Below are 20,329 nucleotides of genomic sequence, written 5' to 3' on the forward strand. Positions count from 1 at the left end.
GGATTTAGACTTGTGCCAGAATTCCTGATTGCAAAGGTGGCCGCCCGAACTGGGTTTCGGGCGGCCTATGCCGGTCATGATCCGCTACCGGCGTTCGGCACCGGGAGGAGCCTTACTTGAGGTAGCCGCCTTCGGTCATCGCGGCAGTCGCCGCGTCCTGGGCCTGCTTCAGCGCATCATCGACGCTCGACTGGCCGGCAAGGGCGGCGGAGAAGAGCTGGCCGACGGTGGTGCCGAGGCCCTGGAATTCCGGAATGGCCACGAACTGCACGCCGACATAGGGCACCGGCTTGACGGTCGGATGCGTCGGGTCGGCGGCATTGATGGAGTCCAGCGTCATCTTCGCGAAGGGCGCTGCCTTCTGGTACTCCGGATTGTTGTAGAGCGAGGTCCGCGTTCCGGGCGGAACGTTGGCCCAGCCTTCCTTCGAAGCCACCAGTTCGAGGTAGTGTTTCGAGGTCGCCCAGGAGACGAACTTCTCGGCGGCGTCCGCCTTCTTGGTGCCGGCCGGGATGGCGAGAGACCATGCCCACAGCCAGTTGCCGCGCTTGCCGAGACCCTTGTCGGGCGCCAGCGCATAGCCGACCTTGTCGGCGACCTGCGAGGCCTTCGGGTCGGAGACGAAGGACGCGGCGACGGTGGCATCGATCCACATGCCGCACTTGCCCTGCTGGAAGAGCGCAAGATTCTCGTTGAAGCCGTTGGAGGACGCGCCCTCAGGACCGTCTGCCTTCATCAGGTCGACATAGAACTGCAGCGTGTTCTTCCATTCCGGCTGGTCGAATTGCGGCTTCCAGTTCTCATCGAACCAGCGGGCGCCGAAGGAGTTCGACATGGCGGTCAGGAAGGCCATGTTCTCGCCCCAGCCGGCCTTGCCGCGCAGGCAGATGCCGTTCACGCCATTGGCCCGATCGGTCATCTTGTCGGCGGCCTCCTTGATGAAGTCCCAGGTCGGCGCGTCGGGCATTTTGAGCCCCGCCTTCTCCATCAGGTCCTTGCGGTACATGACGAAGGAGCTCTCGCCGTAGAAGGGCGCGGCATAGAGCTTGCCGTCGACCGAAAGGCCGCCGGCAATGGCCGGGATGATGTCCTTGACGTCGTAGTCGTCGCCGAGCTTCTCGAGCGGCAAGAGCCAGCTCTGCTTGGCCCAGATCGGAACCTCGTAGGTGCCGATAGTCAAGACGTCGTACTGGCCACCCTTGGTGGCGATGTCGGTGGTGACGCGCTCGCGCAGCACGTTCTCTTCGAGCGTGACCCAGTTGAGCTGGATGTCGGGATTGGCCTTCGTGAAGTCGTCCGTCAGCTTCTGCATGCGGACCATGTCGCCGTTGTTGACGGTGGCGATGGTGATGGATTCGGCATGCGCGGCGAATGCAAGGGCGCTGGCCGACAACAGGCCCAGGGTGAGCGTGCGAAGTTTCATCAATTCCTCCCTAAAACCAAGATGAGCATTTGCCTTGGCTGTGGGCAATTACTCACTAAGTGTGAATTATGTCAAGCCGGAATCGGTGCTGCAGCGCAGCACAAATCGATGCCGCGCCCGTCTGGGCGATGCGTAGCGGAGACGGCAGGCTGTGATGCCGGCCTACTGACAGGCGATCTCGGCGAGAATCCAATCGCGGAAGGCGCGGATCTTCGGCACGTTGCGCCGGGCAGTGGGATAGACCAGCCAGTAGGCGTGGCCGTCGTCGCCGACGAGGTCGAAGGGCTGGATCAGCCGGCCGTCGGCAAGCTCGTTCTTGAACAGGGCGCTGGTGACGATCGCAACACCTTGCCCGGCCATCGCGGCATTGGCCTCATAGGCCTGCGCGCCCATGCTGGTGCCGGGACGGCTGGCGAGTTCCTCCGCGGGCAGACCGGCGAGCGCGAACCATTCCTGCCACCAGATGTCGCCGGGATCGAGGATGGGGAGCTTGAGCAGGTCGGCCGGCTCCTTGACGCCGCCGATGCTCGCCGCAAGCCTAGGGCTGAGCACCGGGGTGAAGTCGGCCCTGAACAGCATATGCGTTTCCACGCCCGGCCACTTGCCGCCGCCGGAGCGGATGGCGATGTCGACGTCCTCACGGGCGAAGTCGACGACTCGGTTCGAGGTGTCGACGCGCACGGCAAGCGAGGGGTGCGCGACCTGAAAGGATCCCAGATGCTGCGCCAGCCAGTTCGAGGCGAAGGTGAGCAGGGTGGAAACGCAAAGCACGCCGTCGGCGCCGGCTCGTGCGGCCGCATAGGCGCCGCTCAGCAGCGCGAATGCCTCGCTGACAGCCGGCGCAAGACGCTGGCCGGGTTCGGTCAGCTCGATCTGCCGTGGACGGCGCAGGAACAGCGGCGCGCCGATGCGCTCTTCCAGAAGCTTGATCTGATAGCTCGCGGCGGCCTGGGTCATGCCGAGCTCCTCGGCGGCCTTGGTGAAGGAGAGGTGTCTGGCCACGGCCTCGAACACCCGAATCGCCTGCAGGGGCGGGAGCTGGACATTCTGCCGGGAGCTCAGATCGGGCATAAGGCCTCTTTATGGGTCATGATCGACGTTTGATTGGAAGCACGTGCCGATCAGCCCGATATTTGGGGTCGACGATCACTCCAGTTCAAGCATAGCGAAGGCTGACGATCATGACCCCGATGCAGGAAAAACTCGATTCGACCCCGATACATGGATGGATTTCGCTGCTGGCGCGGGAATTCTCGTGGTTCGCCAGCCGCAGGCGCGGCTATGTCGATGTCCGAGAACTGTCGGAGCACCTGCAGCGGGACATGGGCTTCCTCGATGGCAACGATCCGCATGGACGCTACAAATAGCCGGGTTTCTTTTTATCGCCAACGGCTCGTCGCGTCAGATTCGGCCCGAGCCCAGCATCACGATCACGCGCCGCCGAGCAGGGCGGTGGCTGTCCGTTCATCAGTGATGAGGCCATTGACCAAACGACGGTTCACGGCGGCGAGAATGCCCGGCAGCTTGCGCTCGCCCATGGCAAGCGCGATGACCAAGGACTTCTCGCGTGACGGCAAGGCGGCGGACGAAACGCGGTCGTTGGTGATGCCTTCGATCATGCGGCCTTCGCGGTCGAAAACCCAGCCGACGATCTCGCCGACGCCGCCGGCTTTCTGCAGTGCCTTCAGTTCCCCCTCCGAGATGAAGCCGTCCTCGTAGAGCGGCGCCTTCGGGCCGAGATCGCCGATGCCGACGAATGTGACGTCGGCTTCCGCGGCCAGCGCCAGCGTCGGCTGGATCATCGGCTGGCTGAGCAGCATGTCGCGCTCTTCCGGCGAGGAGGCGATGACCGGCAGCGGCATCGGGAAGGAGCGCGCCTTGACCCGATCGGCCATGGTGAAGATGACGTTGTAGAAGGCGGCCGAGCCGTCGGGCGAGATGTTGCCGGTCAAGGACACCACCTTGTGCTGCGGGCACTCCATCGGCGGCAACAGCTCGATCGCCGCCTTCAGGGTGCGCCCGGTGCCGATGGCCATGACGATGGGGGCGGCGGAGCGCAGCCGCCGCTCGATTTCGGCAGCCGCCGCCTCGGCGACGCCGATCGTCGTCGAGGACGAGGTCGGATCGCTCGGCACCACCTCGACGAGATCGAGCGCGAAACGCGACTTCAGCCGCGCGGCAAGGTCGAGGCAATTGGCGATCGGATGATCGACGCGGACCTTGATCAGCCCTTCCGACATCGCCAGCGAGACGAGCCGCTGCGCCGTCTGCCTGGAAATACCGAGCTTGGCGGCGATCTGATCCTGGGTATTGCCGGCAACATAGTAGAGCCAGCCGGCGCGCGCGGCGTCGTCCAACCTGGTGCTGCCGGTTTCCTGTCGCGCGTTCACATTCTGCCTCCCCAAGCCCGACAATAGCGGGCCCTCTAGATTACAGCGAAAGCGGCCCTGCGCAATTGTCAATTGAAAGAGCAATTGCTTGCGCCCCTGCCGACCAAGGATGGCACCATTCGCGCTCGCCTCAACCATTTGCCGGGAGAGCGGTTTATCTCTGACCGGAAACCCATTAAGGGATCGGCAAAAGGAGCCTTGCATGACGCCGAAAGCGGTTTTCTGGGACATGGACGGCACGCTGGTCGACAGCGAGCCGCTGCACGAGGCAGCACTTGTGGCGGCTTTGCGCAGCGTCGGCATCACGCCGCCGACCGACCTGCACGAACGGGTGCTGGGCGTCGCGGCATGGCCGGTCTACGAAATGCTGCGCGACCAGTTCGGCCTCGACCTGCACTTCGATGACTGGATCGTGCGCAAATACGACCACTATCTGCCGATGGCCGAGACGCTCAAGCCGCGGCCCGGCGCGATCGAGGTGTTCAACGAATTGCGCGCGCTAGGCGTCGAGCAGGCGGTGGTGTCCAATTCGGACCGGCTGATCGTCGACGCCAATCTCGGCGCGGTCGGTCTCGTCTATCCCGGCATGCACACGGTGAGCCGAAACGACGTACGCCAAGGCAAGCCGCATGCGGAACCCTTCCTGCGCGCGGCTTATCTCGCCGGCGTCGATCCGGCCGACGCGGTCGCGGTCGACGACAGCCGCACCGGCTCGATGGCCGGCCTGGCTGCCGGCATGAAGACCATTTTCTGGCCGGAAGCGCCGATGGAAGGACCGCCCGGCGCAATCGTCATCAACAGCGCCGAGGAACTGCGGGCGCAATTGGGTCTCTAAGAAGACGTGCCAACGCCGGCGCTGCCCCTCATCCGCCTGCCGGCACCTTCTCCCGGTGACTACGGGGAGAAGGGACACGCTCCGACGCCGACGATCCTCCTCTCTCCGTGCTTCACGGGGAGAGTGTGAGGGGCAGCGCCCGGCTTCGAAAATAGGCGAAAGCCAAGCCTCCAGCGTCAACCCACAACCGCGGGGCTCAGTTCCTGTAGACCGGCTCTTCCTCGTCGAGGATTGCCTTCAGCTCCGCAAGGTGGCGCTCGGCCTGGCCGGGATAGTCGTCCATCTCGCTCGCCGTCTTTTCCGCGATCTCATCGGAGAGCGTGCGCAGCGGCCGACCGGTCCACAGCGCCTTGATGTAGGTCTCGGCGGCACGCTCGAAATAGAACATGCGATTGAAGGTGTCGGCGACAGAATCCCCGATGACCATCACGCCGTGATTGCCCATGACCATCACCTTGACCTTGGGATCGACGAGCAGTCTCGAGCAGCGCTCGCCCTCCTCTTCGAAGGCCAGCCCGCCATAATGAGGGTCCACGACATGACGGTTGAAGAACATGGCCGAGTTCTGGTCGATCGGAGGCAGGGTGGAGTCGGCCAGCGAGGCAAGCACCGTGGCGTGGATCGAATGCACATGCATGGCGCAGCGCGCATGCGGCACGTTGCGGTGGATGGCGCCGTGCAGGCCCCAAGCCGTGGGGTCGGGCGCGTTGGGGCCGGAGAGCGTGTCGGGATCGTTGGCGTCGATCAAAAGAAGATCGCTCGCCTTGATACGCGAGAAATGCACCTGGTTCGGGTTCATCAGGAACTTCGTGCCGTCCTCGTTGACCGACAGCGAGAAATGATTGGCGACCGCCTCATGCATGTTGAGCCGCGCCGTCCAGCGGAAGGCGGCGGCGAGATCGACCCGCTCCTGGTAATAAGGCAGGTTGGTCAGCGTTTCCTTCTGCAGACGGGCAAGGCTCATCGAAAATCCTCCGGTTTGGCCGAGCATGCCGTGCATGGCGGCTGCCAGCAACCGCAAACTGATGGGTCAGGCGGCAGGCCGTGCCGATTGCAGCCCGCCCAGCTCGACGATGAACTCGATCACCTCCTGCAGACCCTTGCCGCGCGACAGATCGGTGAAGCCGAATGGCCGCTTGCCGCGCATGCGGGCGGCGTCCGCCTGCATGACGTCGAGGTTGACGTTCACATAGGGCGCCAGATCGCTCTTGTTGATGACGAGGAAGTCTGAGCGGGTGATGGCCGGGCCGCCCTTGCGCGGTATCTCCTCGCCCTGGCAAACGGAAATGACATAGAGGGTCAGATCGGCAAGGTCCGGCGAGAAGGTGGCGGCGAGATTGTCGCCGCCGGATTCGATGAAGACGATGTCGAGGTCGGGGAATTTGCGGTGCAGCTCGGCGATCGCCCGCAAATTGATCGAGGCGTCCTCGCGGATGGCAGTGTGCGGACAGCCGCCGGTCTCCACGCCGACGATGCGCTCCTCCGGCAGCGCCTGCAGGCGCGCCAGCATCATGGCGTCTTCCTTGGTGTAGATGTCGTTTGTGACGACGGCGATCGAGAACCGGTCGCGCAGCGCCTTGCAGAGCTTTTCGGTGAGCGTCGTCTTGCCGGAACCGACGGGGCCGCCGATGCCGATGCGCAGGGGACCATTGGGTTGGCTCATGCCGGAAACTCCGTGATGGCGAGGATTGCGAAGCCCAGCCCGATCAACAGGCAGAGCGGCGAGTAGAGGCGCCGGTCGAGCCGGGCGAAGGGCTGCTCCGGCGTCAGCCCGCGCCACCAGGGGGTGAAGCCGGCGATGCCTCGCCCGAAGAAGACCATCCCAAAGAGCAGCGCCGTGGCGGCGAGGCCCTGCCTGGGAAAGGGCGAGGCGAAGACGCCTTCAAGGGCCAGCGGCCATAGCGTCGCAAGCGCCAGGCACGCGGCGACGGCAAAGCTCGCGACGGACGAGGGCATGTCGTCGACGCCGCGAAAGCCGACAACGGCGCGGGCGCAGGATTTCGCGTCCTTTCCCGGCCAGATGCCGCCTATGCCCCAATAGACATGCAGCGTGGTGATCAGCAGCAGGATGAGGGAGAGGACAAAGGCAAGTATGATCATGAGCGGAACAGACGCGAATATTGGGTTTCGTGCTTCATCGCCGCAATGTCGGATATCAAGGCCGAGCCGCCGAGGTCATCGAGCGTGGAGTTCGCGGCGCGAGCAGCTGTCGCGAGCGCCAACGGTTCGAAGCCGGCTAACAAAGCGGTGGCATCGACCTGTCCTACAACGCCGAGCCGGATAGCGGCCTGCACGAGGTTGGAGAAGAAGGCCTGCAGGAAGGCCGACAGCGCGTCCGCCAAGCCGATGCCATCGCTGCCAGCGATCGCGCCGACAGCGACGCAATAGGGGCAATCCGCAGGCAGGCGCTCGAGCGCATGACAAGGCCAGGCAGAGGCGGCTTTTTGGAAGGCGGCGCCTTGGAGCATGGTTTCCATGTGACGCTGCTGCGATCCGGCAAGCGCCTCGGCAAGCGCGGCGACTTCCGCGATATCGCCGCCGTCACGCGCGCGCCGCCAGCTTTCGGCAAAGAGCACCGCATCGTTCCAGCCCGAGCCCATCTCGACCAGCGTCTCCAGCCACTCGGCGAGATCCCCGCGATCGGCGACAAGTCCGTCATGCACGGCCCTTTCGAGGCCATGACTGTAGGAGAAGCCGCCGACCGGAAAGGACGGCGACAGCCAGGCCATCAGCCGCAGCAGTGCGGTACCGGACGGCTGGTCAGCCATGGTGATCGTGGTCGTGGTCATGATGGCCATGCGCGTGATCATGATCGTGATGGTCGTGGCCGTGATGATCATGCGCATGGCCATGGTCGTGGCCATGTCCGGAATAGGCGCCGCGCACGGGACTGAACGGTTCCAGCACCTCGCTGACCGTGGCGCCGAGCCCTTCCAGCATCGCCTTGATGACATGGTCGCGCAGGATGAGGATACGGTCCGCCTCGATTGCCGCCGCGAGGTGGCGGTTGCCGATATGCCAGGCAAGCTCGGTGAGATGCACGGTGTCGCGGGCGCGGATGTCGTAGACCTCTTCGGGCGCGGCGACGATCTCGAGCTGGCGGCCGTCCTCCAGCACCAGCCGGTCGCCATTGCCGAGAGCCACCGGCTCGGGCAGATCGACCAACAGCCTGTCGCCGCCGGCGGTTTCGATGGCGCGACGGCGCAAATGCCGCTCGTCATGCGGCAAGATGGCCTTGTCGAAAGGTGTCGCCGCTCCGCCCTCGCCGGCCGGGAGCACCGAGACGGCGCGCGGAAATTTGGTGAAATCGGTGTTGATGTTGAGCTTCATTTCATGGCTCCGCCATTGGCTTGCGCCCGCGCCCGGGCGGGTCGCGACAGCACGCGATCGAAATAGGCGTTGACGCGATCTGAGTCGACCGAGAACCGGCCGGCGCGCGCCCAACCACCCATATCGCCGAGCAGAACGTCGACGGCGGAAAAGCGGTCGCCGAGCGCAAAAGGCTTGTCGCCGAGCCGGCGGTCCAGCGCCTTCACTTCCGAAGCGAAATCATGGGCGGCGGCAGGGCCGACATCGACGCGCAGCTCCCTGGGCAGGATGAAGCGGTGGCGCAGCTTGTTCCACAGCGGCGCCTCGAACTCGCTCTGAGCAAAATGCATCCAGGAATCCATCTCGGCGCGGCCGGCGAGCCCGGGATCGGCGCCCATTCCCTTATCGGCATGCTTGTCCGCTAAATAGACGCAGATCGCCGCCGAATCAGTGATCGTCAGCTCGCCGTCGATCAGGATCGGCACCTTGCCGGAAGGGTTCAGTGCATAGGCCTCGAGCGAGCGCAGCTTCACCTCTACGAACTCATAGGATTGCCCGAGCTCCTCGAGCATCCAGAGCACGCGGCTGACCCGGGAACCTCGTGATCCGACGGCCTTGTACATGGTTCAAATCCTGCCTCTTCCCGGAGCCTAGACCATCCAAGCCATCAGCCCAATGGCGATCAGGCGATGAGGTCGAAGAGCCGCAGGACGAATGAAATGCGGTAGCGCTAAAACAGAAAATACCGTTGCGCCATCGGCAGCACGGTCGCCGGCGCGCAGGTCAAGTGCTCGCCGTCGGCGCGCACCTCATAGGTTTCCGGGTCGACCTCGACGTGCGGCGTGGCGTCGTTGAGCACCATCGAATGCTTGCCGATGCCGCCGCGCGTGTTCTCGACCGCGACCATCGCCTTCTCTACGCCAAGCCTGCCCTGCAAGCCGGCATCAAAAGCCGCCTTGGAGACGAAGGTGACCGCGGAGTTGGTCAGCGCCTTGCCGTAGGCGCCGAACATCGGCCGGTAGTGCATCGGCTGCGGCGTCGGGATCGATGCGTTGGGATCGCCCATCGGGGCAGCGGCGATTGTGCCGCCTACCAGCACCATCTCCGGCTTGACGCCGAAGAAGGCCGGGTTCCACAGCACGAGATCAGCGCGTTTCCCGGCCGTCACGGAGCCGATCTCCTTCGACAGGCCATGCGCGATGGCCGGATTGATGGTGTATTTGGCGATATAGCGGCGGACCCGGAAATTGTCGTTGTTGCCCGTCTCCTCAGCCAGCGCACCGCGCTGGCGCTTCATCTTGTCGGCGGTCTGCCAGCAGCGGATGGCCACCTCGCCGACGCGGCCCATGGCCTGGCTGTCGGACGAGATGATCGAGAAGGCGCCGATGTCGTGCAGGATGTCCTCGGCCGCGATCGTCTCCTTGCGGATGCGGCTTTCGGCAAAGGCGATGTCCTCGGGAATCGACGGCGACAAATGATGGCAAACCATCAGCATGTCGAGATGCTCGGCCAGGGTGTTGGCCGTGTAAGGCCGCGTCGGGTTGGTCGATGACGGGATGACGTTGGGCAGGCCGCAGACCTTGATGATATCGGGCGCATGGCCGCCGCCGGCGCCCTCGGTATGGAAGGCGTGGATGGTGCGGCCCTTGATCGCGGCAACCGTGTTCTCGACAAACCCGGACTCGTTCAGCGTGTCGGTGTGGATCATCACCTGCACGTCATAGTCGTCGGCGACCGAAAGGCAGCAGTCGATCGCGGCCGGCGTCGTGCCCCAATCCTCATGCAGCTTCAGCGAGCAGGCGCCGGCGAGCACCATTTCCTCCAGCGCTGCCGGCTTTGAGGCATTGCCCTTGCCGGACAGCCCGATATTCATCGGGAAAGCGTCGAAAGACTGGATCATGCGCGCCATGTGCCAGGGGCCGGGAGTGCAGGTGGTGGCCAAGGTGCCATGCGCCGGACCGGTGCCGCCGCCGAGCATCGTGGTGATGCCGCTCATCAGCGCTTCCTCGATCTGCTGCGGGCAGATGAAGTGGATATGCGCGTCGAAGCCGCCGGCCGTCAGGATCTTGCCTTCGCCGGCGATGATCTCGGTGCCCGGACCGATGATGATGGTGACGCCATCCTGGGTGTCCGGATTGCCTGCCTTGCCGATCGCGGCGATGCGACCGTCCTTCAGGCCGATATCGGCCTTGACGATCCCGGCGAGCGCATCGACGACCAGCGCGTTGGTGATGACGGTGTCGACGGCGCCGCCCGCCCTAGATACCTGGCTCTGGCCCATGCCGTCGCGGATGACCTTGCCGCCGCCGAATTTCACTTCCTCGCCATGGACGGTAAAATCCTTCTCGACCTCGATGAAGAGTTGGGTGTCGGCAAGCCGCACCTTGTCGCCGACCGTGGGGCCGTACATCTGCGCATAGGCGGCACGGGAAATTCTTGCCATCAGCGATTGCTCCCAAAAGCGAGTTTGTGTGGGCGCGGAGCGCACATTGTCGCCATCCAATGGTCATGCAATGACCCGCTCGACGACACCTTCCGATCCCATTTGGCGGTTGAGGTGACCGAGTCAGCCCAAAACGACCGTTTTCCAAACCGAGGGAAGGAATATCCATGCGAAAGACGATACTTTTGGCGGCCGCCGCCAGCTTGATGATGGCGGGTGCGGCCGGCGCGCAGCAGCAGCCCGCGCCGCAGCCGAGCCCGGCGCCTGCGGCACCTGCTGCCGCCGCACCCAAGGCGCCGGCGATCGAGAGCGTCAGCATCGTCGATATTACGGAACTGCCAAAGGACACGCAGATGCAGGTCAATCAGATCGTCGCCCAACGCGGCGACGCCGGCCTGCAGACCCTGCGCAAATCGATCGACGCGACACCCAAGGTGAAGTCCGCGCTCGAAGCCAAGGGAATGAGCTCGGCGCAGGTGATCGCCGCCAGCCTGCAGCCCAATGGCGCGCTGACGCTGATCACCAAGAAGGCGAGCTGACGACCAATGCTGGCGGGCCGGTTGCAGGCCCGTCAGCATCATCGCGAACGGAACCTCCCGCAAACAAGACTCGTTTCGCCTTTTTCGCCCCGCCACAAGTTCAACCAGGAGCGAGCGATGGCGAGCGCCCCGTGCCCCGGAACAGGATTTCCAGCCCTTGTCTTTCCAGCCCTTGTGGTGGCCATGCTTCTCGTGGCCGCCGCCCCAGCGTTCCCCGCGCAGCCAGCGGACGGCAAGCCGCCACTGGACAGCACCAAGCCGGGCGCGACGATCGTCGATTCCGACGTCCGGCAGGAGGAGGCGCTGTCGAAGACTGAGGCCGGCAACGTCATCACCGCCATTGACCGCACGCGCGACAATATCGGCACCGTGCGCAAGACGACCAAGCTGGATACCGTCGATATCGTTTTCCTGACGGATGCCGCGCGCAGCGAAGGCGGGCCGCCGCCTGCGATCGAGAACAAGGTAAAGCAGCATCAGGAAGACGTCGCGGAGCTGCGGCAGGAGATCGAAGCGAACGCCCTGCTCTTCAACGCCATCGATTCGCGGCGCGTGCAGGCCGAGGACGTGCTTGCCGTCGAGTTCGACAATCCCGGGAAGGTCGTCATCTACGCGGCCGCCAAGCCACCGAAGTGATTTGAGCGCGCCGCCACGCCTCACAGCTTGCCCATCACCTTCTGTTGAAATCCATAGACCTCGCGCCTGCCGCCGAGCGGCACCAGCGTGACGTCACGTTCCTGGCCCGGCTCGAAGCGCATGGCCGTGCCGGCGGCGATGTCGAGCCGCATGCCGCGGGCGCGTTCGCGGTCGAATTTCAGGCCCTCATTGGTCTCGAAGAAATGATAGTGGCTGCCGACCTGGATCGGACGGTCGCCGCTGTTGGCGACCTTGAGCATCACCGTCGGCAGGCCCTTGTTCAGCTCGATGTCGCCCTTTGCCGTGATGACTTCGCCGGGGATCATCGCAGCCTCACAGCACGCCGAAGGCAAGGCCCGCGCCGACCGTCGCGCAGGCGGCGCCGGCAAGACGCGCCAGGGCGCGGAAGCGGAGCCCAAGTCCGAGCGCGGCCGCGATGCCGATGCCATGAAGAAGCGCCGTCGCCACGGCGAAACCCGCCATATATTCGAGGCCGCCGGCATTCTCCGGCACTTCAGTGCCATGCGCATGGCCGTGGAACAGGGCGAACAGGCCGATGATGGCCACACCCGCCGAGACCGGCAGGTCGACCGCCAGCGCCACCAGCAACCCGAGGGCAACGACCGAAGCGAGGATACCCGGCTCGACGAAAGGCACCGGCACCTGCAGCATGCCGAGTGCTGCGCCCGCCACCATCGCGCCGACAAAGGCGAGCGGCCATGCCCACACCGCCTTGCCGCCTTTCATCGCCGCCCACAGGCCGACCGCGATCATGACGGTCATATGGTCGAGGCCCGACAGCGGGTGCATGAAGCCCGCCGTGAGGGACGAGGTCGTGCCGACGCCGACATGGGCGTAAGCCGGCATCGCCGCCGCCAGGAAGAGGATCGCGGCAAGCGCGGTGCGTTTCGTCGAAGCGGAAGTCATGGGCGGGTCCTTTTCGAATTGCCGACTCAGGCGGCCTTGCGGGGGCCGCAGCCCCCGGCCTTGAGCACGCGTTTGGTCGAGGCCGGGTATTTCTTCAACTTTGCCGCCGGCCGGATCGGCCGCGGCGCGAAATTGCCGCCGCAGTTCGGGCAGACGCCGCCGAGAACATCTTGCGCACAATCGGCGCAGAAGGTGCATTCGAAGGTGCAGATCAGCGCATCCGCCGCCTCGGGCGGCAGATCCTTGTCGCAGCATTCGCAATTGGGTCTGAGTTCCAGCATCGGATCCTGCTCACCGGATCGGTTCGTGCACGGTCACCAGCTTGGTGCCGTCGGGAAATGTCGCCTCGACCTGGACGTCGTGGATCATCTCGGCAATGCCGTCCATGACCTGGGCGCGCGTGACGACATGGGCGCCGGCCTCCATCAGCTCGGCCACCGAGCGGCCGTCGCGGGCGCCCTCGACGACGAAATCGGTGATCAGCGCGATCGCCTCGGGGTGGTTGAGCTTGACGCCGCGTTCCAGTCGTCTGCGCGCCACGATCGCCGCCATGGCGATCAGCAGCTTATCCTTTTCACGCGGCGTCAGGTTCATGCGTCTTCTCGGTACTCAAGATCAAAGTATTCGAAGGTCAAAGTGACCATAATTTGGGCAGGCCAGCCCGTCCGTTGAGCAGCTCGACGAGCGGAATCAGCCGCTTGCGGAGCTGGTAGCCGTCGCCGGCGGTGAGCCTCGCAAGAAGCTTGCCAGATTGCCCGACGCTCCAGAAACTGGCGCCACCCTGATCACCGATGATCGCGCGGGCAGGTTCCAGCAGGGTTTCCGCACGCGGGGAGACGAGAAGCATCGTTGCACTTGCAAGCGCGCCGCCGGTCACGGCCTGGCGCTGGAGGCCGGCCGCGATATCCGGGCCGATGCGAAAGTCCTCGGCGTGGATGAGCCTGCCACCCTGGCAAACCCGCCAGCGGTCATGGAAATTGCCCAGGACCGTCCGTTCGCCCATCGCAAGCCGGCCGAACAGCGTCGCCTCCAGGAGCAGCGCCTCGGCGCCGACCGCCAGCTCGACATGCAGCGCGCGGGCAAAGGCCGCGCGGTTGAAAACGATGGTTTCCTGCGGCAGCCAGGCAATGCTGCCGCCGGCGCCAACCGTGAGGCTGACCTTCGTCTCGGCCCGGTCGGATGCGGCGCGATAGATCTTCTCGCAGGCCTGGGTGGTGATCGATGCCGAGGCGCCCTCGCCGACCTCGATCTCCCAGCCAAGCCGGTCGCCGCCGGTCAGCCCACCGGCCGTGTTGATCAGCACGGCCTCGAGCGGGTCGCCTTGCACCGCCGGCATGCGAATCTTCGCCGATCCGTCCTGATAGAGACGTTGAAGGCGGGTCCTGCCGCCGCTCTTGCCGCAGAAAAGCCTGCCTCGCCCGGCAACACGTTGCGCGGCAGGCAGAGAAATCAGGATATCCTCGATCATGTCCACGGCGCCAACGTTAAGCACTCCACCGGCTTTGTCGATATATAGCTTGTTGCTTGACATCGTTTCGGTTTCTATAGAGGGAGCCACCTTGGAGCGGTCACACGGATTCCTGGCGAGGTAAGGGGCGACGACGTTTGTGAATCCGGGGACACAGGGGCGCTGATCAGTTGGCGTCGGAAAACGACAGGGGAAGGAACCGAATGGCTGACCAGCTGACGACCGAAATCATCGAAAAGATCAAAGCGCATGCCGAACCTGGCGGCGAAGAAATCACGCCGAGCACGGATCTCAACACGCTGGGGATCCATTCGCTGGAATTGACCGAGATCATCTTCGATCTCGAGGAGAAGTACGGCATCGAGATCGAGATGAACACGGTCGACGCCTGGAGCAACCTCAAGAACGTCGGCGACATGGTCGAGGCGGTTCGCGAACTGATCGCGAAAAAAGCCTGACTGCATGCTCAAGCGCGTCGTCATCACCGGCATTGGCGGAATATGCGGGCTCGGCACCGATGTGCCGGCGATCTGGGACGCCATGCGCGCCGGCCGTTCGGCAATCGGCCCGATCGACAATCCTTCGCTGCATGACCTGAAGGTCAAGGTCGGCTCCGAAATCAAGGCGTTGCCCGATCACGGCATCGACCGCAAGCAGGTGGTGTCGATGGACCGCTTCAGCCTGCTGGCGGTGATCGCGGCGCGCGAAGCGATGCGGCAGTCCGGACTGGTCGCGCATACCGACAACACCTATCGGATGGGTGCCGTTGTCGGCGTTGGCGTCGCCGGCTTCGAAACGATCGAGGAGAATTACCGCGTGATCCTGATCGAGGGGCGCAACCGCGCCGCTATCTTCACCGTGCCGAAGGTTATGCCAGGCGCGGCCGCCGGCCAGGTCAGCATGAGTCTCGGCCTGCGCGGACCCGTGTTCGGCGTCACTTCGGCCTGCGCGTCGGCCAATCATGCCATCGCCTCGGCCGTCGACCAGATCCGGCTCGGCCGCGCCGACGTCATGGTCGCCGGCGGCACCGAGGCGCCGCTGGTCTGGGGCGTGCTCAAGGGCTGGGAGGCGCTGCGCGTGCTCTCGCCCGACACCTGCCGGCCGTTCTCTGCCGACCGCCAGGGCCTGTCGCTCGGCGAAGGCGCCGGCATGGCGGTGCTGGAAAGCTACGACCACGCAATGGCGCGCGGCGCCACCATCCTTGCCGAGATCGCCGGCGCGGGCCTCTCGGCCGATGCCTCCGACATCGTCGCGCCGACCGTCGAGGGACCGGAAGCGGCGATGCGCTTCTGCCTGGTGGATGCAGGGCTCAATCCCGAGGACGTCGACTATCTCAATGCGCATGGCACCGGCACCAAGGCCAACGACCAGATCGAGACCGCGGCGATCAAACGCGTCTTCGGCGAGCATGTGAGCGCACTCTCGGTCTCCTCGACCAAGTCGATGCATGCGCATTGCCTTGGCGCCTCGGGCGGGCTGGAGATGATCGCCTGCGTCATGGCGATCCGCGACGGCATCGTGCCGCCGACTGCCAATTTCCGCGAGCCCGACCCCGAATGCGATCTCGACGTGACGCCGAATGTGGCGCGCGAGCGCAAGGTGCGCGCAGCACTGAGCAACAGTTTTGCCTTCGGCGGCACCAATGCCGTGCTGGCCTTCAAGGCGATCTGAGACGGGCGATCTGAGATGGGCGAGCCGACGCGGGCGCTCGCCGGCGCCGGACGCGTTCCCATCCTTGCGGGTGCCGGTTGACTGACCGTCCATGGGGGGCGATTGGCGGCCATATTGATCCCAGAGGGCCGGGGTCCTAAGTCTTGCCCACCCGCCACGCGCGCCGCCACGCGCCCATCCGCATCCGGAGCCCCGATGACCGACCTGTCCGCCTTTCCGATCGCCAAGCGCTGGCCGGCCAAGCATCCCGACCGCCTGCAACTCTATTCATGGCCGACGCCCAACGGCGTGAAGATTTCGATCGCGCTGGAGGAGATCGGCCTGCCTTATGAGCCGCATCCGGTCGACATCGGCAAGAACGAGAGCTGGACGCCGGAATTCCTGTCGCTCAACCCGAATGGCAAGATACCGGCGATCATCGATCCGAATGGGCCCGGCGGCAAGCCGATCGGGCTGTTCGAATCCGGCGCCATCCTGCTCTACCTCAGCGACAAGACCGGCAAGCTGATCCCGGCCGATCCCATCCGGCGCTACGAGACGATCCAGTGGGTGTTCTTCCAGATGGCCGCGATCGGCCCGATCTTCGGACAGGTCGGCTTCTTCAACAAATTCGCCGGGCGCGAGATCGCCGACAAGCGGCCGCTGGAGCGTTATCGCGACGAGTCGCGGCGCCTCATCGGCGTCCTGGAAACGCGGCTCAAGGGCCGGCAATGGATCATGGATGACGAGTTCACGATCGCCGACGTCGCGACGCTCGGCTGGGTGCGCAATCTGATCGGCTTCTACGAAGCGCGCGATCTGGTCGGCTTCGACGATTTCCCCGGTGTCGCGGCATGGCTGGAGCGCGGCCTCGCACGGCCCGCCGTGCAGAGGGGCCTGACCATCCCGGCCAGGGGCTGAGTCGCTCTATTTGGGCTTGGCTTTGGCGCCGCCCCGGCCGAGCACCGATGCCGCAAGCCGCGCCGTGGCGACCACCGCGCCGGTCGCCACGCTTGCCACAGTGCGGATCGGCCCCGACCTTGCCGCCGGCTTATGAGGCTTCGCGGCCTTCGCGGGAGCCTTGTGCGCCGTGCTGGGCACGACCTTCTTGGGCGCCGCCTTGCCGAAGCTCGGCTTGGCGTCCTTGGAGCGCTCGGCGGTCGCCGGAGCGGCACCAGCTCTGGATTGATTGGCTCTGCTTCTTGCAGGCGGTTTTCTGGTCCTGGTTGCCATAAGACGGTTCCCTGTTTTTCGCGCAATTCCGGAAACCGTTACACACTTTCCTGGAATCGCGTCAGTGCCGGACAATTCGGGTCATGGAAATAACGACCTGTAAATCTTAAGGTTCCCGCCCGAAAATGGTGAAAATTGAGCAGGTTAACCAATCACCAGGTCGGCCTCCCTGCGGCGCGCCAGCACGCGCTCGATATTGGGCATGTCGTTGGAGGCGATCCAGGCGCGGGCGTCCTCGTCGGACTTGCCATGGCCGCGCCAGCGCTCCATCAGCCGGCGCTCGAGCTCGTCGCGCGGGACATCGACGAAAATGGTGAAATCGAACAGCTCTGCCAGCCGCGACCACGGCTCCTCGTCGAGCAGCAGATAGTTGCCCTCGACCAGGATGAACTTGGTGTCGGCGGAAATGATCTCGGCGGCGGCGCGCGAGAGTTCGATGGTGCGGTCGAAGACCGGAATGGCAATGTCCGGCTCGCCGGAGCGGATCCGCTTCAAAAGCGTCTCGAAGCCGGCAAAATCGAAGGTTTCCGGCGCCCCTTTTCGCGCGCGCAGGCCGCGCCGGTTGAGCACGATGTCGTCATAGTGGAAGCCGTCCATCGGCACGACTTCGGACGTGCCCTCCGGCAGCAATTCATGCAGCCTGCCCGATATGGTCGACTTGCCGGCTCCCGGCGGGCCGGCAATGGCAACGACGAAACGCTTGGCCTTGCCGGCGCGCTTGAAGATGGCGGCAGTGATATGGGCTAAGTCGGACATCAGCGCCTCTTCGCTAGCGACTCCGGCCGCATCTTGGCGGCACTGGGGAGAAATTTCAAACGGTTATAAAGCCGCTGCCGCACGCCCTTGAGATCGGTCGTCATCCTATGGCGGAGCAAGGGTTTCAGGCGGGCACGGAACGGCTGATGCGCAGGAAGTCGCCGTCGAACGGTATCTCCTTCGCTGAACCATTCTGGGCAAGGATGCGCAGTCGATCGGTCGCTTGTTCCAGGCCGCTTGGCGGTTCGACGTCGGCTGCCGGAACCGCGCCGATGACATGGCGGAAGGAGACGCTGCGCCCTTCGGCAAGCGCGAAGGCCGTCGCCACGCCTTCATGCTTCAGCCAGTTGTCGCCGAGCGAGGCGGCGTGGCCGACCGCGGCGCGGCCGTCCTCGATGCCAAGCACGCCGACATGGCGGCCGCTCCAGGGCGCGTAGTCGCGCCCGCCATTGCTGAACCACAGCATGGTGACCGGCAGCTCGGCCGGATTCTTCAGCACCAGCACCAGATCCTGCTCGGCGCGGCGGGCGAGCGCCGTCCAGCCCGGCCCGCCATGATCGGCCTCGACCAGGGTGATGAAATCCTCGCGCTGGTCTTCCATGCGGTAGTCGGCGAGATCGGCGGTGCCGCCGGCCGCGAGCGGGAAACGGGTAAGGTCGGTGGTGCGGGCGGGATAGGCCAGGCGAAACCGGCCGCGCGCCGGATCGGGCTCCAGCGGCGTCGCCGGCGTGACCGCCAGGCGCTTCGGCGAGAAGGCGAGCCGGCCGCCGTCCTGCATTGCCGTCATCGGATGGTGGGCGACGGAAATGGCGCCGGAACCGGCGGAGAAGATGTGTTCCTGGTAGAGGAAGGGATGGTTGTCGCGGAGCGTGAAGACCTTGTCGACGGAAGCACCCATCACCTTGCGGCGCAAGCGGAAGACGGCGCGCCAGCCGCCGGCGATGGCACTGCTTTCGACGACATCCCACTCGCTGTTGGCCGTCCAACCGTGGAGGGGAGCAGCTTCGACATCGCTGGTGGAGAACGGCGCGCAGAGGAAGTCGCCGGACAGGCGCACCGTGCCTTCGGGGAGGTTTTGCGGCAACGTCGCGCGCGGCGAGCCGACCCAGGGCGCGCGGTGCAGCGGTTTTAGGCGGCGGCCATCGGCCTCGATTTCCAGGGCGGCGATGTGGCCGACGGCGAGATCGAGGGAGACTGAGATGCCTTTTGCGTTGATGCTGAGGGTGTCCATTGCCAAACCTCGAATCTTCGGTGACAACAAAGCCTGACCGGCGGCAGCGGCGCAAGCAGGGCGATAGGCATTTTGCATCAGGCGAATGCCACCAATTGTCGAACTCGGCGCTGCCGACCTTGAAGGCAATTCAACCTCCTGCAAACCGCCAAAAGCTGGGCAAATGCCTCATTCCCGACGTTAACCAGTTGGACGGAGCGGATGCGGTACGCTAGCTTCGCCGCATCTCAGCAACCGTTTTTGAACAATCTTGTCCACTCCGCTTTCGCTCCTCCAGAAATTGATGACCGCGCTGGTGCTGCTGCTCCTCATTGCCGGCTGCACCACCGCCGCGCCGCCGGAAACCGTGCTGGCCGTGCCGGCGCAGCCGCAGAAATATGCCGCGATCGTGGTCGACGCTTCGACCGGCAAGACGCTGTTCGAGGTCAATTCGACGGCGCAGCGCTATCCCGCGTCGCTGACCAAGATGATGACGCTCTACATGCTGTTCGAGGCGCTGGAGAGCGGCCGGGTGAGCAAGGAAACGCAGATCCCGGTATCCAACCACGCCGCCTCGCAGCCGCCGACGAAGCTGCGCTTCAGGCGCGGCGAGACGATCGACGTCGATTCCGCCATCCGCGCCATGGTGGTGAAGTCGGCTAACGACGTGGCGGTGGCGGTGGGCGAATATCTCGGCGGCGGCAGCGAGGAGCAGTTCGCCGCCATGATGACCGCCAAGGCGCGCCAGCTCGGCATGACCAGCACCAATTTCCGCAACGCCTGCGGCCTGCCCGACGACGGCCAGGTGACGACGGCGCGCGACATGGCGGTGCTGGGCATCGCGCTCCAGCGCCGCTTCCCGCAGCATTTCCACTATTTCTCCGAAAGCGATTTCATGTTCCGCGGCCGGCTGGTGCGCGGCCATAACGACATGCTGGGACGGGTGCGCGGCGTCGACGGCATCAAGACCGGCTATATCCGCGCTTCCGGCTACAACATCGTCACCTCCTACAATGCCGACGGCAGGCATCTGATCGTGGTGGTGATGGGCGCCCAAAGCGCGCGCCAGCGCAACGACCATGTCGAGGCGCTGATCCAGCGCAGCTTGTCGCCGATGAGCGCCGATGCCCAGACGCGGCTGATGTATGCCGGCCAGCAGCCGGCCGCTTCGGCACTTCCGGGTTTGCCCGCGCCAAGTTCGTCGCTGCCCGGTTTGCCGGCGCAGTAGCGAAGCCCGAGTGGCGGCGGCCTGTTCAAGCGACCGCCTTGGCCCTGATGCGGTTTGGCGGGGCGGCCGCCCACAGGGCCAGGATAGGCCAGCCGGCGGTGACCATTGGCGCCAGTGAGGCAGGATTAATGCTTTCGACGGTGGCGCTGCCCCTCACCTGCCTGCCGGCATCCTCTCCCCGTAAGTGACGGGGAGAGAGGCGCTCTCATCGCCGGTTTCGCCAATCTCCAGCGTTGCAGGAAAGCGCCGAGCTTGCGGCCAGCCTCTTCTCCCCGTCGGATA

General features: G+C 65.0%; 26 protein-coding genes. 8 read left to right on the forward strand and 18 right to left on the reverse strand.

Features of this window, described 5'->3' with window-relative positions; genetic code table 11:
* Positions 1-112: 112 nt before the first annotated feature.
* Both P9254_RS12265 and gcvA read right to left on the reverse strand, forming a co-directional pair.
* Positions 113-1,423, reverse strand: coding sequence for an ABC transporter substrate-binding protein (locus tag P9254_RS12265; RefSeq protein ID WP_066999167.1), 1,311 nt, complete (start codon positions 1,421-1,423; stop codon positions 113-115).
* Between the two features lie 162 nt (positions 1,424-1,585).
* Positions 1,586-2,494 (reverse strand): transcriptional regulator GcvA, encoded by a 909-nt coding sequence (gene gcvA, locus P9254_RS12270; protein ID WP_066999164.1) that lies wholly within the window; start codon positions 2,492-2,494, stop codon positions 1,586-1,588.
* A 110-nt stretch (positions 2,495-2,604) separates the two neighbouring features.
* Here gcvA and P9254_RS12275 point away from each other — a divergent pair, with 110 nt between their 5' ends.
* The gene (locus tag P9254_RS12275; RefSeq protein WP_095782167.1) at positions 2,605-2,790 is read left to right on the forward strand and encodes a hypothetical protein; all 186 of its coding nucleotides are present in this window, start codon (positions 2,605-2,607) and stop codon (positions 2,788-2,790) included.
* A 63-nt stretch (positions 2,791-2,853) separates the two neighbouring features.
* Here the strand turns inward: P9254_RS12275 and P9254_RS12280 are convergent, their stop codons facing one another.
* Positions 2,854-3,813 (reverse strand): sugar-binding transcriptional regulator, encoded by a 960-nt coding sequence (locus P9254_RS12280; RefSeq protein ID WP_095825547.1) that lies wholly within the window; start codon positions 3,811-3,813, stop codon positions 2,854-2,856.
* Positions 3,814-4,015: 202 nt separating this feature from the next.
* Here P9254_RS12280 and P9254_RS12285 point away from each other — a divergent pair, with 202 nt between their 5' ends.
* A complete protein-coding gene (locus P9254_RS12285; RefSeq protein WP_278054967.1) occupies positions 4,016-4,648 on the forward strand; it encodes an HAD family hydrolase in 633 nt (210 codons plus the stop codon).
* A gap of 196 nt (positions 4,649-4,844) precedes the next feature.
* On the opposite strand, the gene P9254_RS12290 is transcribed toward P9254_RS12285, so the two are convergent.
* The 7 genes from P9254_RS12290 to ureC all read right to left on the reverse strand — a co-directional run bounded on the left by P9254_RS12290 (position 4,845) and on the right by ureC (position 10,400).
* Entirely contained in the window at positions 4,845-5,612 is a 768-nt protein-coding gene (locus tag P9254_RS12290) for a class II aldolase and adducin N-terminal domain-containing protein (protein ID WP_127215806.1), read from the reverse strand.
* Positions 5,613-5,678: 66 nt separating this feature from the next.
* The gene (gene ureG, locus P9254_RS12295) at positions 5,679-6,311 is read right to left on the reverse strand and encodes an urease accessory protein UreG (RefSeq protein WP_127215807.1); all 633 of its coding nucleotides are present in this window, start codon (positions 6,309-6,311) and stop codon (positions 5,679-5,681) included.
* A complete protein-coding gene (locus P9254_RS12300; protein ID WP_127215808.1) occupies positions 6,308-6,748 on the reverse strand; it encodes a DUF3995 domain-containing protein in 441 nt (146 codons plus the stop codon). Before P9254_RS12300 ends, ureG begins: the two co-directional genes overlap by 4 nt.
* Entirely contained in the window at positions 6,745-7,458 is a 714-nt protein-coding gene (locus tag P9254_RS12305) for an urease accessory protein UreF (protein WP_442920313.1), read from the reverse strand. The genes P9254_RS12300 and P9254_RS12305 overlap by 4 nt, the downstream gene beginning before the upstream one ends.
* On the reverse strand, positions 7,409-7,978 hold the full coding sequence (ureE, locus tag P9254_RS12310) for an urease accessory protein UreE (RefSeq protein WP_278054968.1): 570 nt from the start codon (positions 7,976-7,978) through the stop codon (positions 7,409-7,411). Before ureE ends, P9254_RS12305 begins: the two co-directional genes overlap by 50 nt.
* On the reverse strand, positions 7,975-8,580 hold the full coding sequence (locus P9254_RS12315; RefSeq protein ID WP_278054969.1) for a glutathione S-transferase family protein: 606 nt from the start codon (positions 8,578-8,580) through the stop codon (positions 7,975-7,977). The genes ureE and P9254_RS12315 overlap by 4 nt, the downstream gene beginning before the upstream one ends.
* Positions 8,581-8,687: 107 nt before the next feature.
* On the reverse strand, positions 8,688-10,400 hold the full coding sequence (gene ureC, locus P9254_RS12320; protein WP_442920311.1) for an urease subunit alpha: 1,713 nt from the start codon (positions 10,398-10,400) through the stop codon (positions 8,688-8,690).
* Between the two features lie 167 nt (positions 10,401-10,567).
* On the opposite strand from ureC, the gene P9254_RS12325 reads away from it, so the two are divergent.
* Both P9254_RS12325 and P9254_RS12330 read left to right on the forward strand, forming a co-directional pair.
* Positions 10,568-10,939, forward strand: coding sequence for a hypothetical protein (locus tag P9254_RS12325; protein WP_278054970.1), 372 nt, complete (start codon positions 10,568-10,570; stop codon positions 10,937-10,939).
* 183 nt (positions 10,940-11,122) lie between these two features.
* Positions 11,123-11,575: a hypothetical protein gene (locus P9254_RS12330; RefSeq protein WP_442920314.1), complete on the forward strand. Its 453-nt coding sequence runs from the start codon at positions 11,123-11,125 to the stop codon at positions 11,573-11,575.
* 20 nt (positions 11,576-11,595) lie between these two features.
* Here P9254_RS12330 and P9254_RS12335 read toward each other — a convergent pair whose 3' ends face one another.
* From P9254_RS12335 to P9254_RS12355, 5 genes are read right to left on the reverse strand one after another with little or no spacing between them, the layout of a single operon-like run.
* Positions 11,596-11,901 carry an urease subunit beta gene (locus P9254_RS12335; protein ID WP_127247901.1) on the reverse strand — a complete coding sequence of 102 codons (306 nt, stop codon included), beginning with the start codon at positions 11,899-11,901 and terminating at the stop codon, positions 11,596-11,598.
* A 7-nt stretch (positions 11,902-11,908) separates the two neighbouring features.
* Complete coding sequence (locus P9254_RS12340; protein ID WP_278054975.1) at positions 11,909-12,502, reverse strand: HupE/UreJ family protein; 594 nt, start codon at positions 12,500-12,502, stop codon at positions 11,909-11,911.
* A 26-nt stretch (positions 12,503-12,528) separates the two neighbouring features.
* On the reverse strand, positions 12,529-12,783 hold the full coding sequence (locus P9254_RS12345) for a DUF1272 domain-containing protein (protein WP_066999128.1): 255 nt from the start codon (positions 12,781-12,783) through the stop codon (positions 12,529-12,531).
* 10 nt (positions 12,784-12,793) lie between these two features.
* Positions 12,794-13,096: an urease subunit gamma gene (locus P9254_RS12350; protein ID WP_067323957.1), complete on the reverse strand. Its 303-nt coding sequence runs from the start codon at positions 13,094-13,096 to the stop codon at positions 12,794-12,796.
* A 37-nt stretch (positions 13,097-13,133) separates the two neighbouring features.
* Positions 13,134-13,976 (reverse strand): urease accessory protein UreD, encoded by an 843-nt coding sequence (locus tag P9254_RS12355; RefSeq protein ID WP_067324678.1) that lies wholly within the window; start codon positions 13,974-13,976, stop codon positions 13,134-13,136.
* A 197-nt stretch (positions 13,977-14,173) separates the two neighbouring features.
* Here P9254_RS12355 and P9254_RS12360 point away from each other — a divergent pair, with 197 nt between their 5' ends.
* The 3 genes from P9254_RS12360 (at position 14,174) to P9254_RS12370 (ending at position 16,541) form a co-directional block, all read left to right on the forward strand.
* Positions 14,174-14,428: an acyl carrier protein gene (locus P9254_RS12360; protein ID WP_040975089.1), complete on the forward strand. Its 255-nt coding sequence runs from the start codon at positions 14,174-14,176 to the stop codon at positions 14,426-14,428.
* 4 nt (positions 14,429-14,432) lie between these two features.
* The gene (locus P9254_RS12365; RefSeq protein ID WP_278054977.1) at positions 14,433-15,641 is read left to right on the forward strand and encodes a beta-ketoacyl-[acyl-carrier-protein] synthase family protein; all 1,209 of its coding nucleotides are present in this window, start codon (positions 14,433-14,435) and stop codon (positions 15,639-15,641) included.
* Positions 15,642-15,836: 195 nt separating this feature from the next.
* Positions 15,837-16,541, forward strand: coding sequence for a glutathione S-transferase family protein (locus tag P9254_RS12370; RefSeq protein ID WP_095831909.1), 705 nt, complete (start codon positions 15,837-15,839; stop codon positions 16,539-16,541).
* A 6-nt stretch (positions 16,542-16,547) separates the two neighbouring features.
* On the opposite strand, the gene P9254_RS12375 is transcribed toward P9254_RS12370, so the two are convergent.
* The 3 genes from P9254_RS12375 to P9254_RS12385 all read right to left on the reverse strand — a co-directional run bounded on the left by P9254_RS12375 (position 16,548) and on the right by P9254_RS12385 (position 18,840).
* Positions 16,548-16,853 (reverse strand): hypothetical protein, encoded by a 306-nt coding sequence (locus P9254_RS12375; protein WP_278054978.1) that lies wholly within the window; start codon positions 16,851-16,853, stop codon positions 16,548-16,550.
* 144 nt (positions 16,854-16,997) lie between these two features.
* On the reverse strand, positions 16,998-17,609 hold the full coding sequence (locus P9254_RS12380) for a nucleoside triphosphate hydrolase (RefSeq protein ID WP_095799084.1): 612 nt from the start codon (positions 17,607-17,609) through the stop codon (positions 16,998-17,000).
* A 124-nt stretch (positions 17,610-17,733) separates the two neighbouring features.
* Positions 17,734-18,840 carry a hypothetical protein gene (locus P9254_RS12385; protein ID WP_278054982.1) on the reverse strand — a complete coding sequence of 369 codons (1,107 nt, stop codon included), beginning with the start codon at positions 18,838-18,840 and terminating at the stop codon, positions 17,734-17,736.
* 283 nt (positions 18,841-19,123) lie between these two features.
* Between P9254_RS12385 and P9254_RS12390 the strand changes: the two genes are divergently transcribed.
* Complete coding sequence (locus P9254_RS12390) at positions 19,124-20,047, forward strand: D-alanyl-D-alanine carboxypeptidase family protein (protein ID WP_278055209.1); 924 nt, start codon at positions 19,124-19,126, stop codon at positions 20,045-20,047.
* The last annotated feature ends 282 nt before the right edge of the window (positions 20,048-20,329 follow it).

Source organism: Mesorhizobium sp. WSM4983, assembly GCF_029625765.1.
Taxonomy (GTDB): domain Bacteria; phylum Pseudomonadota; class Alphaproteobacteria; order Rhizobiales; family Rhizobiaceae; genus Mesorhizobium.

Coding starts and splice junctions, on each gene's coding strand:
- P9254_RS12265 (WP_066999167.1), bottom strand. CDS start 1,423: ATGAAACTTCGCACGCTCACCCTGGGCCTGTTGTCGGCCAGCGCCCTT.
- gcvA (WP_066999164.1), bottom strand. CDS start 2,494: ATGCCCGATCTGAGCTCCCGGCAGAATGTCCAGCTCCCGCCCCTGCAG.
- P9254_RS12275 (WP_095782167.1), top strand. CDS start 2,605: ATGACCCCGATGCAGGAAAAACTCGATTCGACCCCGATACATGGATGG.
- P9254_RS12285 (WP_278054967.1), top strand. CDS start 4,016: ATGACGCCGAAAGCGGTTTTCTGGGACATGGACGGCACGCTGGTCGAC.
- P9254_RS12290 (WP_127215806.1), bottom strand. CDS start 5,612: ATGAGCCTTGCCCGTCTGCAGAAGGAAACGCTGACCAACCTGCCTTAT.
- ureG (WP_127215807.1), bottom strand. CDS start 6,311: ATGAGCCAACCCAATGGTCCCCTGCGCATCGGCATCGGCGGCCCCGTC.
- P9254_RS12300 (WP_127215808.1), bottom strand. CDS start 6,748: ATGATCATACTTGCCTTTGTCCTCTCCCTCATCCTGCTGCTGATCACC.
- P9254_RS12305 (WP_442920313.1), bottom strand. CDS start 7,458: ATGATCACGCGCATGGCCATCATGACCACGACCACGATCACCATGGCT.
- ureE (WP_278054968.1), bottom strand. CDS start 7,978: ATGAAGCTCAACATCAACACCGATTTCACCAAATTTCCGCGCGCCGTC.
- P9254_RS12315 (WP_278054969.1), bottom strand. CDS start 8,580: ATGTACAAGGCCGTCGGATCACGAGGTTCCCGGGTCAGCCGCGTGCTC.
- ureC (WP_442920311.1), bottom strand. CDS start 10,400: ATGGCAAGAATTTCCCGTGCCGCCTATGCGCAGATGTACGGCCCCACG.
- P9254_RS12325 (WP_278054970.1), top strand. CDS start 10,568: ATGCGAAAGACGATACTTTTGGCGGCCGCCGCCAGCTTGATGATGGCG.
- P9254_RS12330 (WP_442920314.1), top strand. CDS start 11,123: ATGCTTCTCGTGGCCGCCGCCCCAGCGTTCCCCGCGCAGCCAGCGGAC.
- P9254_RS12335 (WP_127247901.1), bottom strand. CDS start 11,901: ATGATCCCCGGCGAAGTCATCACGGCAAAGGGCGACATCGAGCTGAAC.
- P9254_RS12340 (WP_278054975.1), bottom strand. CDS start 12,502: ATGACTTCCGCTTCGACGAAACGCACCGCGCTTGCCGCGATCCTCTTC.
- P9254_RS12345 (WP_066999128.1), bottom strand. CDS start 12,783: ATGCTGGAACTCAGACCCAATTGCGAATGCTGCGACAAGGATCTGCCG.
- P9254_RS12350 (WP_067323957.1), bottom strand. CDS start 13,096: ATGAACCTGACGCCGCGTGAAAAGGATAAGCTGCTGATCGCCATGGCG.
- P9254_RS12360 (WP_040975089.1), top strand. CDS start 14,174: ATGGCTGACCAGCTGACGACCGAAATCATCGAAAAGATCAAAGCGCAT.
- P9254_RS12365 (WP_278054977.1), top strand. CDS start 14,433: ATGCTCAAGCGCGTCGTCATCACCGGCATTGGCGGAATATGCGGGCTC.
- P9254_RS12370 (WP_095831909.1), top strand. CDS start 15,837: ATGACCGACCTGTCCGCCTTTCCGATCGCCAAGCGCTGGCCGGCCAAG.
- P9254_RS12375 (WP_278054978.1), bottom strand. CDS start 16,853: ATGGCAACCAGGACCAGAAAACCGCCTGCAAGAAGCAGAGCCAATCAA.
- P9254_RS12380 (WP_095799084.1), bottom strand. CDS start 17,609: ATGTCCGACTTAGCCCATATCACTGCCGCCATCTTCAAGCGCGCCGGC.
- P9254_RS12385 (WP_278054982.1), bottom strand. CDS start 18,840: ATGGACACCCTCAGCATCAACGCAAAAGGCATCTCAGTCTCCCTCGAT.
- P9254_RS12390 (WP_278055209.1), top strand. CDS start 19,124: ATGACCGCGCTGGTGCTGCTGCTCCTCATTGCCGGCTGCACCACCGCC.